This is a genomic window from Stenotrophomonas sp. YJH_SMC_43 (assembly GCF_059372535.1).
The window spans coordinates 1,055,100-1,074,691 of record NZ_JCAFVQ010000002.1 but is presented as its reverse complement, the minus strand read 5'-3'; the positions used below and the strand labels follow the sequence as shown (position 1 = coordinate 1,074,691).

Here is a 19,592-nt window from a genome sequence, read left to right as displayed (position 1 = left end):
CACCTCGCGTGATGGACGCTTCTGCAAAAGCACCGAATTTCCCTCTCGCGTATCAGAGTTTGTTCAAGAACGAGTCAAAGACAGCAACCGCATTTGCCACTTGTGCAGATCCTCTCGCATTCCTGAGAACATAGTTGATACGTCCCTGCACAGAGCAAGAAAGTTGTTCTGCGACGGCTGAGGCTGACAGATTACATTGAAGAACCTACCCTACTTCAACCGCTCCACCAACCGCTGCCCCACCTCCAGCGCCGAAGCCGGGTTCTGCCCGGTAATCAGCTCGCGGTCCACCACCACATGCCCGGTCCACGGCGTGGCATTGCTGCTGAACGTCGCGCCCGCCTGCTGCAACGCCGTCTGCGGGTAGAACTTCATCTCACCGCCGCCCAGCAGCGGCTTGGCCTGTTCTTCTTCCTGGTTGCTGATCACCGTCATCCGGTAGCCGCTGTAGATCCACTTCGGCGCGACCGGCATCGCACCCGCTTCCAGCTTCGCCACGAACCCCGCCGCATCCGGCAGCGTGGACAGCAGCGCGATCGGCCCGTGACAGACCAGCGCGGTGGTCTTGTTGCGCTGGTGGAAGTCGGCCAGCAGCCGGCCCAGCGCCGGGCTCTTCAGCAGGTCCTGCATCGGCGCGTGGCCACCGGGAATGTAGACCGCATCGAAACGCGCGTAGCCCAGCTGCTCGACGCGCGCCAGGCTCACCACCGGCGAGGCCGTCGGCGAGGTCAGCGCCAGTTTCTCCAGCAGGTCCTTGTGCAGCGTCAGTTGTGCGGCATCGTTGCCGAAGTAGGCCGGCGTCACCGAGGACGCATCCACCGTCGGCGCCCGCCCCTGCGGCGTGGCGAAGGTCACCTCGTGGCCCGCGTCCAGCAACAGCTTGACCGGCTGCATCAGCTCGTTGAGATAGAAGCCGGTGGACAGCACCTTGCCGTCCTTCAGGTCCAGGTGGTTTTCGTCGGACAGCACCACCAGCACGTTGGCGGCATGCGCGCCGGTCGCGGCCAGGGTCAGGGCCAGCGCTGCGGCCAGCCGGGTCATCAGGTTCATGGGGTAGCTCCTATCGGGGAATGGCGGCCACTTTATTCATCGCCCCAGCGGCGATAAATTGGCCCCATCGCAAAACATCTGTTCGCCGGAGAGCCAAATGAGCCGCAAGTTCGACTACCTGGGCGATGTGGAGGTGTTCCTGGCGGTGGTCGAGCACGGCTCGTTCACTGCCGGCGCGGTGGCGCTGTCCACCACGCCCTCGGTGCTGAGCCGCGCGGTCACCCGCCTGGAAGCGCGGCTGGGCCGGCAGCTGCTGCAGCGGACCACCCGCCGCGTGGGCCTGACCGACGCCGGGCGGCTCTATCTGGAACAGGTGCGCACCGCCTTCGGCCTGCTGGACGACGCCGAGCGCGACGTACTGGCCCAGGACGGTGCGCTGGCCGGCCGCGTGCGCCTGAGCGTGCCCACCACCTACGGCCACTACCGGCTGCCGCCCGTGCTGGCGCGCTTTGCGCAGCAGTACCCCCAAGTGCAGGTGGAACTGAACATCACCAACCGCAACGTGGACCTGGTGGCCGAAGGCTTCGATCTGGCCATCCGCCTGGGCCAGTTGCCGGACAGCGGGCTGGTGGCGCGAAAGCTGGAAGACGCCCCACTGCTGCTGGTGGCCGCGCCGGACTATCTGCAACGCCGCGGCACGCCGCAGACGCTGGACGACCTGCAGCAGCACCTCTGCCTGCCCTTCGTGATGCCGCGTACTGGGCGGTTGGCGCCGTGGATCTTCCGCGACGACGGGCGCGACGTGGACTGGCTGCCGCGTTCGTCCATCGAAACCTCCGACGATGTGCTGGGCGTGGTTTCGCTGGCCGAACAGGCCATTGGCATCTGCCAGAGCTATGAGTTCATCGTGCGGGAGCGATTGCTGCGGGGGGAATTGGTGGAAGTGCTGCCGCAGCTGCGGGGGCGGTCGAAGCCGTTCTCGGTGATCTATGCGCCGCATCGACGGCAGTCTGCGGCGGCGCGGGCGATGATTGAGTTGTTGGTGGGGCATGCGCGTGAGGATGGCGCTGGTTGAAGCCGCTAGGCTCGCTGGCGGTGTCGGGTTTGAACCGCTTTTCGAGGTGTGCGGCTGATCGCGTGCCGTTGCTTGGCGAGGCGGACTAAGAACTGTTGCAAAGCAGGCCGTCGCGCTATTCGCTTGTGGCATGGTCGATTGCGCCACTTTGATTCGCCATCAGCAGAGCAGCTGCGCGAATGCGTCTGCTGGCGTCGCGTGCTGCACGAATGGTGCGTGCAACAATAGCCCTCTGCTCTTGGATTCCGCGTTTCCTTCGCGAATTTCTATTGGCATTCGAAGCGACTGCGTAAACACCATGGCGCGCCACCGAAAGCGGGTGGCTCGGGCCTGCAAACCCGAAGAAAGCGATGTCTGTAGTTTGCGCTTGCCCGCCGGCACCGTCCTTAACCGGTGCCGGCGGGCAATCCGTCGGCCTTTTTGGCGGGCGGTGCGTGGGGGCTTTCGGGCCCGCCGGTTTATGACATCGCTTCTTCCGGTTTGCAGCCACGCATCGTCCGCCACCTCGCTACGCGGTGGCGCTGTTAAGCACAGCCACGGAAGCCGACGCCATGAACGAATCAGACACCTTCTCTTCGTACACCGTTGTTGAGCCCATCAACGACGACACTCCCCTGCCCGATCTGAACTCCCTGCTCGGCATCCTCAAGCGCATGCGCGGTTGCGAGGGGGCTGATGGGCATCCCTGGCCAGAGAACGATGTATCACCCGGCCGCCGCGTGAGCCTGGCGCGGAGCGAGCGCGCGATGGTGGGTGCGCTCACGGTGCTGGAGCTGCTGCACGCGGCAGACCGCTGCCGGGTGGCAGCGGAGCCGGAGCGGCATCTGGATGAGGGGGTGGTGGATGGGTTGTTTCTGGCTTGCCGCGGGCTGGTTGAGTGGGCTTGCCACGAGGTTAGGCCAGAGTGACCTGCTCGATCGGAGCACACTTACGGTAGGGTTGGTCGAGCCTCACTTCGACCAGTGCCGCTCCGAGCCAGTAGCTAACCTTCAACGCCTGAACTAATTCGCGCCGTGATGCGGCGTCGCCTGAAACATCCGCTAGCGATCACTCTTCTCGTTTATTGGTGATGCCGAACGGAATATGTACCGATGGAGCCACCTCGCTGGCCGTTACAAGGTGCCCCGATTGATCATCAAAGAAGATGTGTGGCTGCAGAACGTTCAAGACAAGCTTTTTTTCAACCCCGCCAAGAAAGAATGCATCGTTCGCCATCACTCCCCAACTCTTCAACGTGTTGATAGCCCTCTCATGGGAGGGCGCGTTCCTTGCCGTGACAATAGATACTCGAAGTCGATTTCTATAGGCTGAATCTTCTTTTCGCCTCTCTTCCTCTACCTTTTGAATCTTTGAGATCTTTAGCAAGAAGGTCTTGAGCGGACCACCACCGAGCGGCTCCATAACGTTGGCAGTCTCATGATCGTGGAATTTTAAAACATCCTTGGTGTTCTGCATAACTGTCTCAGCAGTATCATCAGCAAGTACACCATCAAAGTCAAAGGCGATCCGCAAGGTTTTATCCTGAGGATCATCGATTTTTTTTGAATCCATTACGTAGCCAGCCGGAAATCCCTTGGCGATGGCCTCAACAACATCGCTCTGGTTGGATGAAAGAAATAATGAAATATTCAAAGCTGGAATGTAATCGTACGGAGACAAACCTTGCTGAAAGATCGCACGAGTGATCCCCAAGGCGTGATGCTCGATAGACTTCATCACGCGAAGTCCTGTATCCGGGTCATTACGAGACAGCAGAACGACCTCTATCAATGGTCCAACACCTGCGGGACTCAGATCATTCAGTGACAGCAGACGTTTGATGAATGAAAAAGCAACCCCCTCACTCAACGGATCATTCTTATGAGCTTCCTGATACTGCCGATAATTTTCCTCGCCCTGAGTCCTGAAAATTCGGTCTGACTCGGTCAAATCAAACATGGCACTCGATGCGACACCAACCACCAGCCTGTCTTTCAACTCATATGCCACGATATTCCCCTGTGCGCGCGAGATAACTAATAGACAAACTCACCAATCCGGTTACACGACTCATCCACAAAGCATCGCACGCCCTCCGTTTTACAAATCAAATTCAGAGCGGGCAAGTCCGGCAAACAGGCTTGCCACTTCCCTAGACAATCTAAGTACAAGGCCTCAGACCGAATTCACATGAAAGCTCGCGTTGGATCTGGCGCCCTCTGATCAGGAGTAGCCGTGTGTAACGACTGAGTAGGGCCGATTCTTAAAGCGACGTCAACTTAGACGAACTGCTAGCCTTCACTGGTACCTACAATGTGGCGGGCGCGCTCATAGAGCTCATCAAAAGTAATCACTTCCGGCTGATGCAGGTTGCGACGATAAAGCTCGAAGGACCTTAGCTGCCCCTCATTCACACCGTGCTCTCCGGAAAACTGCCCAAGCGTGCCAACAACAACAAAGGATCTGGGTGAGAAATTAAAAGCCTCTTCTGCCGTGGGAAAGCCTTTCTTGTCCGCGAGGCAGAGTCTTCCAAAAATAGTTTCCCCCGCGTATGACACGGTGCCTTGCACCTGTGCCACTGCGCCAGATAGATACTCTGATGGTGCCCAGCAGCCCCTGCGATAATCCGAGGAGGCAAGTAGAGGTGTCCTATGGGTCTTGATTTCCACGAAGCACAGGGTTGAGGCTAGCGCCCGTGTCTTTAGAAGCGCATCTACACGCTTCCCAGGCTGATCGACCTGGTAACCTCGAACCACTTGCTCAAGATTTTTTTCATCAAGCCCCGACGAATAAACATAACTTAGCCCATATCCAAATATCCACTGATTGGCCTCGAAAAACTGCTGCCACAGCGCCTCATCCTTGCATTTCTTTCTTTTCTTTAGGTCATTGAAGTAGCTTTCGCTCTCTAGAAGTTTGCCAAAGACCTCAAGTTGTCTCTTACGGTATCCAAGCGCCACTATGTCTCTCTTTGTAACAGAGTGCCGCAAAACTTCCGCGATGAGCTCCTCGTTATCCACCACCAGCTCTTTCGCTTGACGTGACGTGAGTGCGATTTTGCGCAACTCAGCATCTGAGATGTTAACCGAGCTTCCATTTTCCAAGCTAACAGCCTGAATATTGGCGAGAAATTCACAAAAGCGCCCGATCTCCTCGCCGACGAATGAGAAGCCAGCACCATAGGGCATGCCAGTATCCGCAGAGAACTTCTGAATAGTGAGAACGAAAACACCCTTAGTGTCTTCGAGAAATTTCGCCCTGATGTAAGTGGCCGCATCGGGCTTCTGCCGCACGACAACTTCATCCCGCTCTTTGACGTACTCGTATCCATCCTTAGATGCCAGAACTTTCGACGCTATGCGGACTCGACGAGTCTTGTCCCCAAAAGCCGGAAGCGCTGGACTTATGTATGTCTTCCCGGGCTTAGGATGCTGATAGTTGTCCATGATCACCAGAAGATGGGGTGTGAAAGCTGACTCTGAATTCGACCCCGCTGCCAAGCGGATCAGACTAGAATGGACTACTACGCGGCGGTCGAGAAGAACTCACTTATGCGCACCAGGTCGCTTCGGTCTGAAGCATGATTCTGAAGAATCTGCTGCAGCATTTTTGACCCTGATGCCAGCCACTCCTCTACGAGCCGGTCAAATGCCGGCGTGCGCTCAATGTCCGGAGCCAACCGACGGATATAAGCGTCTGAAATGGTCTGGCACTCAACTCCTCGTTGTTTAGCGATTTGACGCACTACCTGAATCCTCACCCTTCGAATTGCGCCTGGCTTATCGGGCTGGTAGCCACCGCGGATTCCTGCGAGAACCCGAAGAACGTCCTCAATTTTCTGACTCATTACCACACACCCCTAGCAACCCACCTAATGTTGGATTTGACTGGAACGCAGAGCCATTGCGCATGGCGAATAATACCAACTCGCACACACGCCGAACGACATATTAGTTATAGCACATTGTTCATCTCCGCTCGCTGAGCCCCCCAATCTGCGCAGACTCGCTTTAAGAGTGACACGTATTCCTCCACATCCTGGCGATCGACCGCCACAGGATGAAAGTGCTCCGGAGGCGAATGCGACAAAAGGTTCCGAAGGTTCGCCCACGCCAGCAGCTCGGCAACATCGGCTTCGGGAGTCCGATATTCTTCAGCTGCCATGGCCTCCAGCTTGGCCTTCAATCCGAAGAGCCGCTTTCCCGGCTTTTTGGAAAGGTAGCGCACAACCAAGACTGCCTCGAACATCCCCTGCAGCCGCCACAAAGCGAACGACCAGAGAAGATCTTTCTCGAGATGGTTGTAGTAGCGGAGATCAGATGACACCTCGACGTGCGCATCGGCGAACTCAGGAGGGACATCAGCGCCTGAGATCATTTGCTCTACACAGGCATCAGCATAGTCCGAGTATTTCTGAATGAGCCCTACAACTTCATCGAACTCATGGACATTCGGTCCATATAGCCAGTAGTCGTCCTCGGTCAGAACACGAAGGGCATCTCTCATGCGCTCTATCCATTTAATAGACGGACCTGTTGACCCGGTTACACGACTCACCCACAAATCACCGCATAGCGGGCTTTCCCCTTGATACATCTCGTTTTTGGGCCGACCAAGTCAAGCTGACCGGCCAGCACTGTAGCCCGTCACAGCCGCAAGCTCAGCGCTCACCGCAAGTAGGTCAGCCCCCCCCTCCCCAAAAAAAGCAATCTAGCGTGCGGAGCACCCGCAAGAGCCAGCAACATCTTCCGCGTTTCCTTATCAGGGCGGAGCGTCGTTGTCCCGCCATTGGACGTGTAGACATGCACACGCCATGTGAATACCGCCCACCGCGTAATTTGGGATTTGGATGCCAAATCTCTCAACCATCGATTGTCTGGCCCGAGCGGGACGCTCCAACTCCCGGTTTCTCCATCAGCCAATGGCTTCGGGATGCCGTGACCGAACTGATCTTGCACAAGCGCAATGATGCCGTGCCTCTTCCAACGCCAAGCTCCAAAGGTAAATCCAATATTAGTTACTACTGTTGGACGCTGCGAAATATTAGTGACTGAAACTGAAAAAACTTCTACCCGCGGCTGGCCTGGACCGATGATCAAGCGATGTCCAGCGTAGCCGCGAAGCTTTATCTTCTGGGAAGAATGAGCTACGTGCAGGGCAACTACTGCTGCCGCCAACGAGCCGATGCCTGATACCCAATCAGCGATAGATCCCCATTCGACTGCCACAATCATCTCCTCCGAGATTTAAAGCCAAGTCACACCGGCTGGGACTAGTTGGGCTTGCATGCTCAGCGCGGGCTCTGGCCTCCCACTCCGCCAGTGATTCATCCTGATCGGGAGCCCTTCGACGCTCGCTTCCAACCGTACATGGGCAACCAACAATGAATGGTCAGGGAACTCAAAGAGAAGGCTCGCCCTGAATCATCCCCGCCAGACAGCTGACCTGTCTACAACCCCCTCAATGCCTGCCCCTCTTGGGGGCCACGATTCTGGACATGATGCCAGTCCAGCACGACGCGCCAGAAGACTCGCAACGGGGCCCCATAAGCAAACCCCTCAAACAACAAGGGCGCCTCTCGGCGCCCTCGTTCTTTCAACTCATTCCCACTCAATGGTCGCCGGCGGCTTCCCCGAGATGTCATAAACCACCCGCGACACCCCCCGCAACTCATTGATGATCCGGTTGCTCACCGTCCCCAGGAACTCATACGGCAGATGCGCCCAGTGCGCCGTCATGAAGTCGATCGTCTCCACCGCCCGCAGCGCAATCACCCACTCGTAAGCGCGCGCATCGCCCACCACGCCCACCGACTTCACCGGCAGGAACACGGCAAACGCCTGGCTGGTCTTGTCGTACAGGTCGGCCTTGCGCAGCTCATCAATGAAGATGGCATCGGCCTTGGCCAACAGTTCGGCGTATTCGCGCTTCACTTCGCCCAGGATACGCACGCCCAAGCCCGGGCCCGGGAACGGATGGCGGTAGACCATGGTGCGCGGCAGGCCCAGCTCCACGCCCAGGCGGCGCACTTCGTCCTTGAACAGCTCGCGCAGCGGCTCCACCAGGCCCAGCTTCATGTGCTCCGGCAGGCCGCCCACGTTGTGGTGGCTCTTGATCACATGCGCCTTGCCGGTCTTGCTGCCAGCCGACTCGATCACGTCCGGGTAGATGGTGCCCTGCGCCAGCCACTTGGCGTTCTTCAGCTTGTTCGACTCTTCGTCGAAGATCTCAACGAACAGGTTGCCGATGATCTTGCGCTTGGCTTCCGGGTCGCTCACGCCTTCCAGCGCGGCGAAGTAACGGTCGGCGGCATTCACGCGTACCACCTTCACGCCCATGTGCTCGGCGAACATCGCCATCACCTGGTCGCCTTCCTGCCAGCGCAGCAGGCCGGTATCCACGAACACGCAGGTCAGCTTCTCGCCGATGGCCTTGTGCAGCAGCGTCGCCACCACGGACGAATCGACGCCGCCGGACAGGCCCAGGATCACTTCGTCATCGCCCACCTGTTCGCGCACGCGGGCGATCTGGTCGTCGATGATGTTGGCGGCGGTCCACAGGGTCTGGCAGCCGCACACGTCCACCACAAAGCGGCGCAGCAGCGCCTGGCCCTGCAGGGTGTGGGTCACTTCCGGGTGGAACTGCACGCCGTACCAGCGCTTTTCTTCGTTGGCCATGGCGGCCACCGGAATGCGGTCGGTGGTGGCGGTGATGGTGAAGCCCGGCGGTGCAACGGAGACGTGGTCGCCGTGGCTCATCCAGACATTCAGCTTCGGCTCGCCGCCGTGGTCGCTCAGGCCCTTGAACAGCGCATCCGGGTTGATGACGTTCACTTCGGCGTGGCCGAACTCGCGCTGGTCAGCGGCTTCGGTGGCACCGCCCAGCTGCGCGGCCAGGGTCTGCATGCCGTAGCAGATGCCGAAGATCGGCAGGCCGCTGTCGAACACTTCCTGCGGTGCGGCCGGTGCACCCGGCAGCGTGGTCGATTCAGGGCCGCCGGACAGGATGATGCCCTTGGCGCCGAACGCCGCGATCTCGGCCGGGTTGTGGTCCCAGGCCCAGATTTCGCAGTAGACGCCCAGCTCGCGGATGCGGCGGGCGATCAGCTGCGTGTACTGCGCGCCGAAATCGAGGATCAGGATCTTGTCGTTATGGATGTTGGTCATGGTGCCGTTCCAGTGGTGTTTTTCGCAGCGCCCGGCGCTTCAAGGCTCTGCGTCAGCGTGGCGATGAACGCCTCGCGTTGTTGAATATGTGAGGGGTCTTCCTCGTCCCAGCGCAGCATCAGCAGGCCGTGCGGTGCGTTGGGGTTGGCGCGGTCAGCGCGCGGCAGCTCGACGATTTCCTGCACTTCGGTGCCGGGCACGATGCGCCGTTGCAGCGCCGCCATCGAGAAGCCCGACTCCGCAGCGCCCCAGGACGCCCATTGCACGCTCATCCGTGCGGGCTCCAGCGCGCCCAGTACCGGCGTCAGCACCGGATCATCCGGCCCGTGCAGCAGCTCGGTGATGCATTGCAGCGTGACCTGCAGCGGGCGCTCGCCGGTGCCTTTCAGCAGCCAGCGCTGCTCGCCTGCGGCCTGCACCTGCCAGCCCTTCGGCAGCGAGAACGCGTTCTGGCAGGCCTGCACGTCCTGCAATTGCGAAACCGCCGCGCCCGGAGACCCGGAGCGCGGCGGCGGTTCGGACAACGAACAGCCTGCCATCAGCAGGCTGCCCGTAATCGCAAGAGCAGTTCGCAAGCGCATCAGGCGCGGTAGTTCGGCGGCTCTTTGGTGATGGTCACGTCGTGGACGTGGCTCTCACGCTGGCCGGCGCCGCTGATCTTCACGAACTTGGGCTTGCTGCGCATGTCTTCGATGGTGGCGCAACCCACGTAGCCCATGGTGGCGCGCAGGCCGCCCATCAGCTGGTGGATGATGCCGCCCACCGGGCCGCGGTACGGCACGCGGCCTTCGATGCCTTCCGGCACCAGCTTGTCGGCGGTGGCGGCGTCCTGGAAGTAGCGGTCCTTCGACCCCTTCTCCATGGCAGCCAGCGAACCCATGCCGCGGTAGCTCTTGTACGAACGGCCCTGGTACAGCTCGGTCTCGCCCGGCGATTCCTCGGTACCGGCCAGCAGGCCGCCGACCATGATGGTCGAGGCACCGGCGGCCAGCGCCTTGCCGATGTCGCCCGAGTAGCGGATGCCACCGTCGGCGATCAGCGGGATGCGGTCCTGCAGCGCTTCGGCCACCAGGTCAATGGCGGTGACCTGCGGCACGCCGACACCGGCGACGACGCGGGTGGTGCAGATCGAGCCCGGGCCGATGCCGACCTTGACCGCGTCCGCGCCGCTGTCCAGCAGCGCCAGTGCGGCTTCGCCGGTGCAGATGTTGCCACCGATGACCTGCACGTGCGGGAAGTTCTTCTTGACCCAGCTGACGCGGTCCAGCACGCCCTGCGAGTGGCCGTGCGCGGTATCGACCACGATCACGTCCACGCCGGCGGCGACCAGCGCTTCCACGCGGCGATCGGTATCGCCACCCACGCCGACGGCAGCGCCGACCAGCAGGCGGGTCGACAGATCCTTGGCAGCGTTGGGGAAGTCGGTGTTCTTCTGGATGTCCTTGACGGTGATCAGGCCACGCAGTTCGAACGAATCATTGACCACCAGCACCTTTTCGATGCGGTTGCGGTGCAGCAGCTGCAGCACTTCATCAGACGCGGCGCCTTCCTTGACCGTGATCAGGCGATCCTTCTTGGTCATGATGTGGCGGACCGGATCATCCAGCTCGGTCTCGAAGCGCATATCGCGGTGGGTCACGATGCCAGCCAGCTGGCCGTCGCTACCCACCACCGGCACGCCGGAGATGTTGTGCGCCTGGGTCAGGGCCAGCACGTCGCGGATGGTGGTTTCCGGGCCGACGGTGATCGGGTCGCGGATGACGCCGGCCTCGAACTTCTTGACCTTGGCCACTTCCGCGGCCTGCTGTTCCAGGCTGAGATTCTTGTGGATGATGCCCATGCCGCCGAGCTGGGCCATGGCGATGGCCAGGCGGGCTTCGGTGACGGTATCCATGGCTGCAGACAGGATCGGAAGCTTGAGCTTCAGGTCTCGGGTCAACCGCGTTTCGAGGTTGACGTCCTTGGGCAGGATGGTCGAGTGGGCGGGGACGAGCGAGACGTCGTCGTAAGTGAGTGCTTCAGCCTGGATGCGCAGCATCGGCATACCCGAGATGTGGGGAAGCGCGACATTTTACCCTGTTTTCGCGCCGCGTGGCAGGGGGTAGATGCGACGCAGTGTCGCGCGGGCGGTGATTGGTTCAGGGGGGGGGGGTGGGTGCCAACCTTGGTTGGCACAACCCGTCCGGCACCGGTACCCCAGATGGGCCGATGGCCCCGATGGATGTGTGCCAACCAAGGTTGGCACCTACCAGGAGCGGGTCGCCGGGAATCGCGGGGCATCAATGCAACCCCGGTAGCGCCGGGCCATGCCCGGCGAGCGCAGCGGCGCCGCAAACATCCGCCGGGCATGGCCCGGCGCTACCCTCAGGAGGCTTCCGCCGCTTCCAGGGTGTTCTGCATCAACGTAGCCACGGTCATCGGGCCCACACCGCCCGGCACCGGGGTAATCCAGCTGGCCCGCTGCGCAGCGGCCTCAAACCCAACATCGCCCACCAGCCGGCCGTCGTCCAGCCGGTTGATACCCACATCGATCACCACCGCGCCGGGCTTCACCCATTCGCCCGGCACGATGCCCGGGCGGCCCACCGCCACCACCAGGATGTCGGCGTTGCGCACGGCCTGTTCCAGCACGTCTTTGGGGGTGAACTTGTGGCAGCTGGTCACGGTGCAGCCGGCAATCAGCAGCTCCAGGCCCATCGGCCGGCCGACATGGTTGCTGACGCCTACGATGGTGGCGTTGCGGCCACGCACCGGCTGGTCGGTGTGGCCCAGCAGCGTGGTGATGCCACGCGGGGTGCACGGGCGCAGGCCGAATTCGCGCAGGGCCAGGTGGCCGACGTTTTCCGGGTGGAAGCCGTCCACGTCCTTGCGCGGGTCGATGCGCTGGATCAGCCGGCGTGCATCCGGGATACCCGGCAGCGGCAGCTGGATCAGGATGCCGTTGATCTTCGGATCGGCGTTGAGCTGGTCGATCAGGTCGAGCAGCTCGGCCTCGGTGGTACCGGCCGGCAGATCGTAGTCATGCGCCTCGATGCCGACCTTTTCGGCGGCACGGCGCTTGTTGCGCACGTATACGGTCGAGGCCGGGTCGCCGCCCACCAGCACCACGGCCAGGCCCGGACGGCTGCCGCCGGCGGCCACGCGGGCGTCGACGCGCACCTTCAGGCTGTCGAGCAGGTCCTCGGCGATACGGCGGCCATCAAGGATGCGGGCAGGATGCTGGGGGGCGGAATCGGTCATCGGAGGCAGGCGTGGGGCGGCGGGGACGCTATTGTCCCCGATTCAGGCCCCCTCGCCCACCGCCAATCCGGGCGGCCGCTGCGCTCGCCGGGCATGGCCCAGCGCTACCCCACCCGTGCGCACCACGGTAGCGCCGGGCCACGCCCGGCGAGCGCGGTGCGCGGCACCTCATTCTTCCTCTTCCGGCACATCCTGCGGGTTCAGTGTCTTGCTCTCCCGCTTCGGCGCGGTGAACGGCGTCGGCGTCGGTACGCCCTGCGGGCTGTTGCCGTAGATCATCCGCGCGCCGGCATTCAGACCACCACCGGCAATTTCCAGCTCAAAACGCTCGGCATCGCGGCGACGGATCTGCTCGGCAATCTCCACCGCATCGTCTTCGTCCGCACCCAGCTCCACCAGCGCGGCCTGGCCGAACAGCACCGCCGACTCGAACGTCTCGCGGATCTGGAAATCGACACCGGCATGGATCAGCCGCAGCGAATGCTCGCGGTCGAACGAGCGCACCATCAGCTTGGCCTGCGGGAACTCGTGCGCCACCAGTTCCACGATGCGGTCGGCGGCCTCGGCCTTGTCCACGCACACCGCAATCGCACGTGCGGTGGCCGCGCCCGAAGCGTGCAGCACATCCAACCGCGTGCCGTCGCCGTAATAGATCTTGAAGCCGAACCGCGCGGCGCTCTGGATCATCTCCACATCGTTGTCGATGATGGTCACGTCCACGTCGCGCGCCAGCAGCGACTGGCTGGCAACCTGGCCGAAGCGGCCGAAGCCGATCAGCAGCACGCTGCCGGACAGGCCCTCGGCCTCGTCCACGCCGTCCATGTTTACCGTCGGCTTCGGCGCGATGCGCTTGTAGAGCAGCACCACCAGCGGCGTCAGCGCCATCGACAGCACCACCACGGCAGTGAAGTTGGCATTGATCTCCAGGTTGATCACGCCGGCCGATGCCGCGGCGGAGAACAGCACGAAAGCGAACTCGCCGCCCTGCGCCATCAGCACGCCACGGTCCAGCGCCTGCGCGTGGTCGCTGCCCATGATGCGCGCGACCACGTAGATGCACAGCGCCTTGGCCGCCATCAGCGCCAGCACCAGGCCGAGGATCAGCTGCCAGTTGCCCGCCACCACGCCCAGGTCCAGCGCCATGCCCACGCTGAGGAAGAACAGGCCGAGCAGGATGCCGCGGAACGGTTCGATGTCCGCTTCAATCTGGTGGCGGAAGGTCGATTCGCTCAGCAGCACGCCGGCCAGGAACGCGCCCATCGCCATCGACAGGCCGGACAGCTGCATCAGCAGCGCCGCGCCCAGCACCACCAACAGCGCGGCGGCGGTCATCACCTCGCGCGCCTTCGATTCGGCCAGCACGCGGAACAACGGGTTGAGCAGGAAGCGGCCGACCAGCACCAGGCCGACGATGGCACCCACGCCGATCGCCACCGACAGCCAGCGCGAACCCTCGCCATCGGCACTGCCCGCACTGGGGCCCATCCAGGCCACCAGCGCCAGCAACGGCACGATCAGCAGGTCTTCGAACAGCAGGATGGAGACGATCTTCTGCCCCGACGGCAGCGCGATGTCACCGCGCTCGGCCAGCAGCTGCATCACCACCGCGGTGGAGGTGAGCACGAAGCCGGTGGCGCCGATGAAGGCCACCTGCCACGGCAGGCCGAACAGCTTGGCGATGCTGGTCAGCACCAGCGCACAGGTGACGATCTGCAGCGTGCCCAGCCCGAAGATTTCCTTGCGCAGGCTCCACAGGTGCGAGGGCCGCATTTCCAGGCCGATCACGAACAGGAACATCACCACGCCGAGTTCGGCGGTATGCAGGATGGCCTGCGGGTCGGAGAACCAGCCCAGCCCGAACGGTCCGATCGCCAGGCCAGCGGCGAAGTAGCCCAGCACCGAGCCCAGACCGGCCCGGCGGAACAGGGGCACCATCACCACCGCCGCGCCCAACAGGGCGACGACCTTGACCAGCTCGCTGGTCGCTGCTTCTACCGCCATGCGGTGTTTTCCCCAAGATCCAGAATCGGGTTCAACAATAGAGCAATGCCGATGACGGCAATAGCACGCATGTTGCGCCGGATTGTCTTGGATGTGGAACGATGCAGGGAGTGATCCCTAGCATCATCCCGAAACCATGCACATGCTTGGGTGGGCGCCATTACCTGTAGAGCCGAGCCCACGCTCGGCTGCTCTTCGTGCCGAGGCCAGAAGCAGCCGAGCATGGGCTCGGCTGTACAGTAGATCCACGCCATGCGTGGATGGACGCCCAGCCGTCATGCCCCGGTAGATCCACGCCACGCGTGGATGCCGCCCGGTCGGATTCACCCGCCCCGGCAGAACGCGGCGTAATCGATATACCCCGGGAACGGCACGCCCGGCGCACACACCGGGCAATGCGGGTCCGGCCGGATGCCGGTCTCGCGGAAGCGCATGCCCAGCGCATCGAAGCGCAGCAGCCGCCCCACCAGCGGTTCGCCGATGCCCAGCAGCAGCTTCAGCACCTCGGTGGCCTGCAGCACCCCGGCCAGGCCGGGCAGCACACCCAGCACGCCAGCCTCCGAACAGTTCGGCGCGAACTCCGGCGGCGGCGGTTCCGGGAACAGGCAGCGATAGCACGGTGCCACGCCACGCTGGCGACCGGCATCAAACACGCTAACCTGGCCATCAAAGCGCTCAATGGCGGCATACACCAACGGCTTGGCATGCTTGATGCAGGCGTCGTTGAGCAGGTAGCGCAGCGGGAAGTTGTCCGAGCCGTCCAGCACCACGTCCACGCCGTCCAGCAGCGCATCCACGTTCTCGGAGGTGACCCGCTCGGGCACGGCCTCGACCTCGATCGACGGGTTCAGTGCCAGCAGGCGCTCGCGCGCGGAATCGACCTTGAGCTGGCCGACGCTGGCTTCGGTATGCACGATCTGCCGATGCAGGTTGCTGCGCTCCACGCGGTCGTGGTCGGCGAAGCGCAGGCGCCCTACCCCCGCGGCGGCCAGGTAGAAGCCGGCCGGGGCACCCAGCCCGCCCGCGCCCAGCACCAGCACGCGCGACTGCTGCAACCGGCGCTGGCCGGCCTCGCCTACCTGTGGCAACAGCAGGTGCCGCGAATAACGGTCGTAGAAGTCGCGGTCGGCAGCACTGGCCAGCGGCTGCACCAGCGGCAGCGACTGCTCGCGCCAGGCCACGGTGCCGCCCGTCACGGAAGCGACGTTTGTGTAGCCGGCCTCCAGCAGGAACTGCGCGGCATCGGCCGAGCGCTTGCCGCTCTGGCAGATCAGCAGGATCTCCTGGTCGTGCCGCGGCAGATGCGCGGCCGGGTCGGCATGCAGTTCGCGCTTGGCCACGCCGCGCGCGCCCTCGGCCATCCCACCGGCCCGTTCGTGCGCCTCACGCACATCGATCAGCACCGCGCCGTGGGCCAGGCGCTCGCGTGCCCGCGCGGGGGAAAGCTCTTGGATGCTCATGGCCGCATTATCACGCACGTTGCACCGGCTCGCCTTGACCAGGATCTGTAGAGCCGAGCCTATGCTCGGCTGGCGCGCGGCGATGTGCGAAAAGCAGCCGAGCATAGGCTCGGCTCTACAGGTCCACCACAAGCGTAGCCCGGCGCTACCCGGGCTACCCGCGCCCGCCGTGCTGTTCCTGAAGAAGACCGATCAGCGCTTTCAGCCCGGGCGGCACATGGCGGTGGCCCGGGTAGTACAGCGAAAGGCCGGGAAATTCAGGACACCAGTCCTCAAGCAACCGCAGCAGGCGGCCATCGGCCAACGGTTCCAGTGCCAGATGCTCGGGAACGAAGGCGATGCCGATCCCTTCAATGGCCGCGTCGACCATCAACGGCTGGTCCGTCAGCGTGATCGGCCCGGAGACGTTCACCCGCTCGGTAGTGCCCTGGTGCTCGAACTCCCACCGGTAGATCGCCCCACTTTCAAAGCGGAAACGGATGCAGTCGTGCTGATGCAGATCCAGCGGCCGCAGTGGACGGCCACGCGCCTGCAGATACGCCGGCGAGGCCACCGCCGCGAAGCGCATCGGGGCGGTCACCGCTATCGCGACCATGTCCTGGGGCACGGCTTCGGTCAGGCGGATACCCGCATCGAACCCCTCCGAAACGATATCGCCCAACCGGCCGTCACTGACGATGTCCAGGTGGACCTGCGGGTACTGGCGCAGGAACCGCGCAAGCACCGGCTTCAGCACGAGCCGTATGGCGCCCTCACTGGCGTTGATGCGGACCGTGCCACGCGGCGTGCCGGCTTCAGTGTCCACGGACTGCAGGGCCTCCTCGATCGAGGCCATGGCCGGCCGCAGTTTTTCCGCCAGGCGCTCCCCGGCATCGGTCAGCGAGACGCTGCGCGTGGTGCGATTGAACAGGCGCGCACCCAGCCGCTGCTCGAGCGCCTTGATCGCATGGCTGATCGCCGACGGCGTGATGTTCAGCTCTGCCGCCGCGCTGCGGAAGCTCCGATGCGCCGCCACCGCCAGGAACGCGGTGAAGGCGGTCAGATCCCCTCCGCTCGTTTGTTGAATTCGGCTCACCATATCGTGAAATATTGAAGCGATTGTCTTGATAGTCAACCGATTCTACGCTCCGAGTAGTCCGCGGGCACCCGCCCTCGGCGCTCACCCACCGGGACAGGATCAAGACGATGAAGACGATGAAAGCGGTTGTGATGACCGGGCCGAATGCGCCGTGGCAGGTCCAGGACGTGCCAATGCCCGTGATCGAACCGGGCCAGGTACTGGTCAAGGTCCACGCATCGGGCATGTGCTACACGGACGTGTGGGCAACCCAGGGCTATGGCGGCGACATCTACCCGCAGACACCGGGGCATGAAGTAGTCGGAGAAGTGGTGGAGGTGGGCGCCGGCGCGCACTCGCGCCGGGTGGGCGATCGCGTGGGCACAACGTGGGTCCAGTCGTCCTGTGGGCGTTGCCCCTACTGCCGCGAGAACCGCCCCTTGTCCGGACAGACGGCAATGAACTGCGATGCACCCCGCACCACCGGCTTCGCCGCGCAGGGCGGCCATGCCCAGTACATCGCGATCTCCGCCGAAGGCACGGTGCTGCTGCCTGACGGACTCTCCTACGTGGATGCGGCGCCGATGATGTGTGCCGGCTACACGACCTGGAGCGGGCTGCGCGATGCGGCGCCCCAGCCACGGGAGAAGATCGCGGTACTGGGCATCGGCGGACTGGGCCATGTCGCCCTGCAGCTGTCCAAGGCCTGCGGCTTCGAGACCATCGCCATCACCCATTCCGCAGACAAGCATGCGCTCGCCCAGCAGCTGGGCGCCGACAAGGTCGTGGCCAATGGCAAGGAGCTGAAGGCCATCGGCGGCGCCGACGTGCTGCTGGTGACCACCAATGAATTCAGCTCGGCCGAAGAAGCGATGACCGGCCTGCGTGTCGACGGGCGCGTTGTGCTGTGCGGCCTGGACTTCAGTCAGCCGTTCTCGATCTCGTCCGAAGGCGTGCCGTTCCACATGATGCGCCAGCGCGTGATCGGCGCCACCCATGGTGGCCAGCACTACCTCAGCGAAGTGCTGCAGCTTGCCGCCGCCGGCAAGGTGAAGCCGATGGTCGAGACCTTTGATCTGGATCAGGCGACCGAGGCGTACGACCGCCTGTCGTCAGGACGGATGAGGTTCCGTGGCGTGCTGTTGCCGTGGGGCCACGCCTGAGCAAGGCGGCCGCCCCTGCATCACAACGAAAAAGGCGGCCCTCAGGCCGCCTTTTTCTGCATCACTTGCCCTTGACGTGCTTCATCAAGCGCCGCTTGGCCTTGACCTGCCGCTCGGTGAGGACGTTCTTCTTGCCCTCGTACGGGTTGGTACCCTCGCGGAAGATGAAGCTCACCGGCGTGCCGATCAGCTTGAAACGCTTGCGGAAGAAGTTCTCCAGGTAGCGCTTGTAGGATTCCTGCAGCTCCTTCAGGCGGGTGCCGTGCACGATGAAGGTCGGCGGATTGGAGCCGGCCGGGTGCACGTAGCGCAGCTTGGAGACGTGGCCGCGGATGGTCGGCGGCGGGTTGGTCTCGTAAGCCACTTCCAGCGCCTTGTTCACTTCGCTGGTGGTGAAGGTCTTGTTCGCCGATTCGTACGCGCGGTGCACCGCACGGAACAGCTCACGCAGGCCCGAGCCATGCTTGGCCGAGATGCGCACGGACTCGGCCCACGGCACGAAGCCCAGCTTCAGCGACAGCATGGTTTCGGCCTGCTCGCGCTGATACTCGGTCAGGCCATCCCACTTGTTGATGGCGATCACCAGCGCGCGGCCGGCGTCGAGCACGGCACCGAGCACGGTGGCGTCCTGGTCGGTCACACCTTCGGTGGCGTCGAGCATCAGCACGGCCACCTGGCACTGCTCGATCGACTGCATGGTCTTGACCACCGAGAACTTCTCGACGACCTCGTCCACGCGCGAACGACGGCGCAGGCCGGCGGTATCGATCAGGCGGTATTCGCGGCCGTCACGCTCCAGGTCCACCGCGATCGAGTCACGGGTGGTGCCCGGCACGTCGGAGGCGATCATGCGCTCCTCGCCAAGAATGCGGTTGACCAGCGTCGACTTGCCCACGTTCGGGCGGCCGACGAAGGCGATGCGGATGCGGTTCGGATCGTTGTCCAGCTCTTCGCCGCTGCCTTCTTCCGGCAGGCGCTGGACCACTTCGTCCAGCAGGTCGTCCAGGCCCTGGCGGTGCGCAGCCGACACGGTCAGCATCTCGCCGAAACCGTAACGGGCGAACTCCGAACGCACGGTGTCCTCGTCGGTGCCGTCGATCTTGTTGATCAGAAGCAGCGTCGGGCGCGACAGCTTGCGCAGCCAGGCCAGGATCTCGTCGTCCATCGCCGAGGTACCCTCACGGGCATCGACCACGAACAGGATCAGGTCCGCTTCCGCAGCAGCAGCGCGAGCCTGGCGGGTGGTAGCCCCGGCCAGACCTTCTTCCTCTTCCGCGATACCGCCGGTATCCACGACGAGGAAATGGTTGTCCTCGTCGAGGCGGCAGACGCCGTAGTTGCGGTCGCGGGTGACGCCGGGCTGGTCATGGACCAGCGCGTCACGGGTGCGCGTAAGCGCATTGAAAATAGTCGACTTGCCGACATTCGGCCGTCCAACCAGGGCGACCAAAGGCAGCATCG

The 19,592-nt window shown here is 63.1% G+C and carries 16 protein-coding genes; 3 read left to right on the top strand and 13 right to left on the bottom strand.

Annotation, left to right across the window (positions count from 1 at the left end):
* Nucleotides 1-210: 210 nt before the first annotated feature.
* On the bottom strand, nt 211-1,050 hold the full coding sequence (locus AC5QAH_RS11445) for a type 1 glutamine amidotransferase domain-containing protein (RefSeq protein ID WP_241874333.1): 840 nt from the start codon (nt 1,048-1,050) through the stop codon (nt 211-213).
* A gap of 97 nt (nt 1,051-1,147) precedes the next feature.
* On the opposite strand from AC5QAH_RS11445, the gene AC5QAH_RS11440 reads away from it, so the two are divergent.
* Together AC5QAH_RS11440 and AC5QAH_RS11435 are read left to right on the top strand one after the other, a co-directional pair.
* The gene (locus AC5QAH_RS11440) at nt 1,148-2,065 is read left to right on the top strand and encodes a LysR family transcriptional regulator (RefSeq protein WP_071305775.1); all 918 of its coding nucleotides are present in this window, start codon (nt 1,148-1,150) and stop codon (nt 2,063-2,065) included.
* 551 nt (nt 2,066-2,616) lie between these two features.
* Nucleotides 2,617-2,973, top strand: coding sequence for a hypothetical protein (locus AC5QAH_RS11435; protein WP_071305776.1), 357 nt, complete (start codon nt 2,617-2,619; stop codon nt 2,971-2,973).
* Nucleotides 2,974-3,112: 139 nt separating this feature from the next.
* Here the strand turns inward: AC5QAH_RS11435 and AC5QAH_RS11430 are convergent, their stop codons facing one another.
* From AC5QAH_RS11430 to AC5QAH_RS11380, 11 genes are all read right to left on the bottom strand, one after another.
* Nucleotides 3,113-4,054 (bottom strand): 5'-nucleotidase, encoded by a 942-nt coding sequence (locus AC5QAH_RS11430; protein WP_100053213.1) that lies wholly within the window; start codon nt 4,052-4,054, stop codon nt 3,113-3,115.
* A gap of 281 nt (nt 4,055-4,335) precedes the next feature.
* Nucleotides 4,336-5,490, bottom strand: a complete 1,155-nt coding sequence (locus AC5QAH_RS11425) for a Shedu immune nuclease family protein (RefSeq protein WP_095377725.1) — start codon at nt 5,488-5,490, stop codon at nt 4,336-4,338.
* Between the two features lie 77 nt (nt 5,491-5,567).
* Complete coding sequence (locus AC5QAH_RS11420) at nt 5,568-5,891, bottom strand: hypothetical protein (RefSeq protein ID WP_141239350.1); 324 nt, start codon at nt 5,889-5,891, stop codon at nt 5,568-5,570.
* Between the two features lie 107 nt (nt 5,892-5,998).
* Nucleotides 5,999-6,550, bottom strand: coding sequence for a hypothetical protein (locus AC5QAH_RS11415; RefSeq protein WP_071305778.1), 552 nt, complete (start codon nt 6,548-6,550; stop codon nt 5,999-6,001).
* 1,094 nt (nt 6,551-7,644) lie between these two features.
* Nucleotides 7,645-9,210, bottom strand: coding sequence for a glutamine-hydrolyzing GMP synthase (gene guaA, locus AC5QAH_RS11410; protein ID WP_495232345.1), 1,566 nt, complete (start codon nt 9,208-9,210; stop codon nt 7,645-7,647).
* Nucleotides 9,207-9,683, bottom strand: a complete 477-nt coding sequence (locus AC5QAH_RS11405) for a hypothetical protein (protein ID WP_495232371.1) — start codon at nt 9,681-9,683, stop codon at nt 9,207-9,209. Before AC5QAH_RS11405 ends, guaA begins: the two co-directional genes overlap by 4 nt.
* Before the next feature lie 107 nt (nt 9,684-9,790).
* Nucleotides 9,791-11,248, bottom strand: coding sequence for an IMP dehydrogenase (gene guaB, locus AC5QAH_RS11400; RefSeq protein WP_026347169.1), 1,458 nt, complete (start codon nt 11,246-11,248; stop codon nt 9,791-9,793).
* A 326-nt stretch (nt 11,249-11,574) separates the two neighbouring features.
* Entirely contained in the window at nt 11,575-12,450 is an 876-nt protein-coding gene (gene folD, locus AC5QAH_RS11395; RefSeq protein ID WP_010484605.1) for a bifunctional methylenetetrahydrofolate dehydrogenase/methenyltetrahydrofolate cyclohydrolase FolD, read from the bottom strand.
* 168 nt (nt 12,451-12,618) lie between these two features.
* Nucleotides 12,619-14,451: a monovalent cation:proton antiporter-2 (CPA2) family protein gene (locus AC5QAH_RS11390; RefSeq protein ID WP_197598036.1), complete on the bottom strand. Its 1,833-nt coding sequence runs from the start codon at nt 14,449-14,451 to the stop codon at nt 12,619-12,621.
* A gap of 323 nt (nt 14,452-14,774) precedes the next feature.
* Complete coding sequence (gene moeB, locus AC5QAH_RS11385; protein WP_241875107.1) at nt 14,775-15,911, bottom strand: molybdopterin-synthase adenylyltransferase MoeB; 1,137 nt, start codon at nt 15,909-15,911, stop codon at nt 14,775-14,777.
* A 154-nt stretch (nt 15,912-16,065) separates the two neighbouring features.
* Nucleotides 16,066-16,977, bottom strand: a complete 912-nt coding sequence (locus AC5QAH_RS11380) for a LysR family transcriptional regulator (RefSeq protein WP_312660241.1) — start codon at nt 16,975-16,977, stop codon at nt 16,066-16,068.
* Nucleotides 16,978-17,096: 119 nt separating this feature from the next.
* Between AC5QAH_RS11380 and AC5QAH_RS11375 the strand changes: the two genes are divergently transcribed.
* Entirely contained in the window at nt 17,097-18,131 is a 1,035-nt protein-coding gene (locus tag AC5QAH_RS11375) for an alcohol dehydrogenase catalytic domain-containing protein (RefSeq protein ID WP_313411870.1), read from the top strand.
* Nucleotides 18,132-18,192: 61 nt separating this feature from the next.
* Here the strand turns inward: AC5QAH_RS11375 and der are convergent, their stop codons facing one another.
* Nucleotides 18,193-19,590: a ribosome biogenesis GTPase Der gene (gene der, locus AC5QAH_RS11370; protein WP_313411871.1), complete on the bottom strand. Its 1,398-nt coding sequence runs from the start codon at nt 19,588-19,590 to the stop codon at nt 18,193-18,195.
* Between the last annotated feature and the right edge of the window lie 2 nt (nt 19,591-19,592).

Excerpts from the sequence above, each read along its gene's own strand:
- AC5QAH_RS11425 (WP_095377725.1), bottom strand. The coding sequence starts at position 5,490 with ATGGACAACTATCAGCATCCTAAGCCCGGGAAGACATACATAAGTCCA.
- AC5QAH_RS11415 (WP_071305778.1), bottom strand. The coding sequence starts at position 6,550 with ATGAGAGATGCCCTTCGTGTTCTGACCGAGGACGACTACTGGCTATAT.
- AC5QAH_RS11445 (WP_241874333.1), bottom strand. The coding sequence starts at position 1,050 with ATGAACCTGATGACCCGGCTGGCCGCAGCGCTGGCCCTGACCCTGGCC.
- AC5QAH_RS11420 (WP_141239350.1), bottom strand. The coding sequence starts at position 5,891 with ATGAGTCAGAAAATTGAGGACGTTCTTCGGGTTCTCGCAGGAATCCGC.
- AC5QAH_RS11375 (WP_313411870.1), top strand. The coding sequence starts at position 17,097 with ATGAAGACGATGAAAGCGGTTGTGATGACCGGGCCGAATGCGCCGTGG.
- AC5QAH_RS11440 (WP_071305775.1), top strand. The coding sequence starts at position 1,148 with ATGAGCCGCAAGTTCGACTACCTGGGCGATGTGGAGGTGTTCCTGGCG.
- guaA (WP_495232345.1), bottom strand. The coding sequence starts at position 9,210 with ATGACCAACATCCATAACGACAAGATCCTGATCCTCGATTTCGGCGCG.
- moeB (WP_241875107.1), bottom strand. The coding sequence starts at position 15,911 with ATGAGCATCCAAGAGCTTTCCCCCGCGCGGGCACGCGAGCGCCTGGCC.
- AC5QAH_RS11390 (WP_197598036.1), bottom strand. The coding sequence starts at position 14,451 with ATGGCGGTAGAAGCAGCGACCAGCGAGCTGGTCAAGGTCGTCGCCCTG.
- AC5QAH_RS11435 (WP_071305776.1), top strand. The coding sequence starts at position 2,617 with ATGAACGAATCAGACACCTTCTCTTCGTACACCGTTGTTGAGCCCATC.
- guaB (WP_026347169.1), bottom strand. The coding sequence starts at position 11,248 with ATGCTGCGCATCCAGGCTGAAGCACTCACTTACGACGACGTCTCGCTC.
- folD (WP_010484605.1), bottom strand. The coding sequence starts at position 12,450 with ATGACCGATTCCGCCCCCCAGCATCCTGCCCGCATCCTTGATGGCCGC.
- der (WP_313411871.1), bottom strand. The coding sequence starts at position 19,590 with ATGCTGCCTTTGGTCGCCCTGGTTGGACGGCCGAATGTCGGCAAGTCG.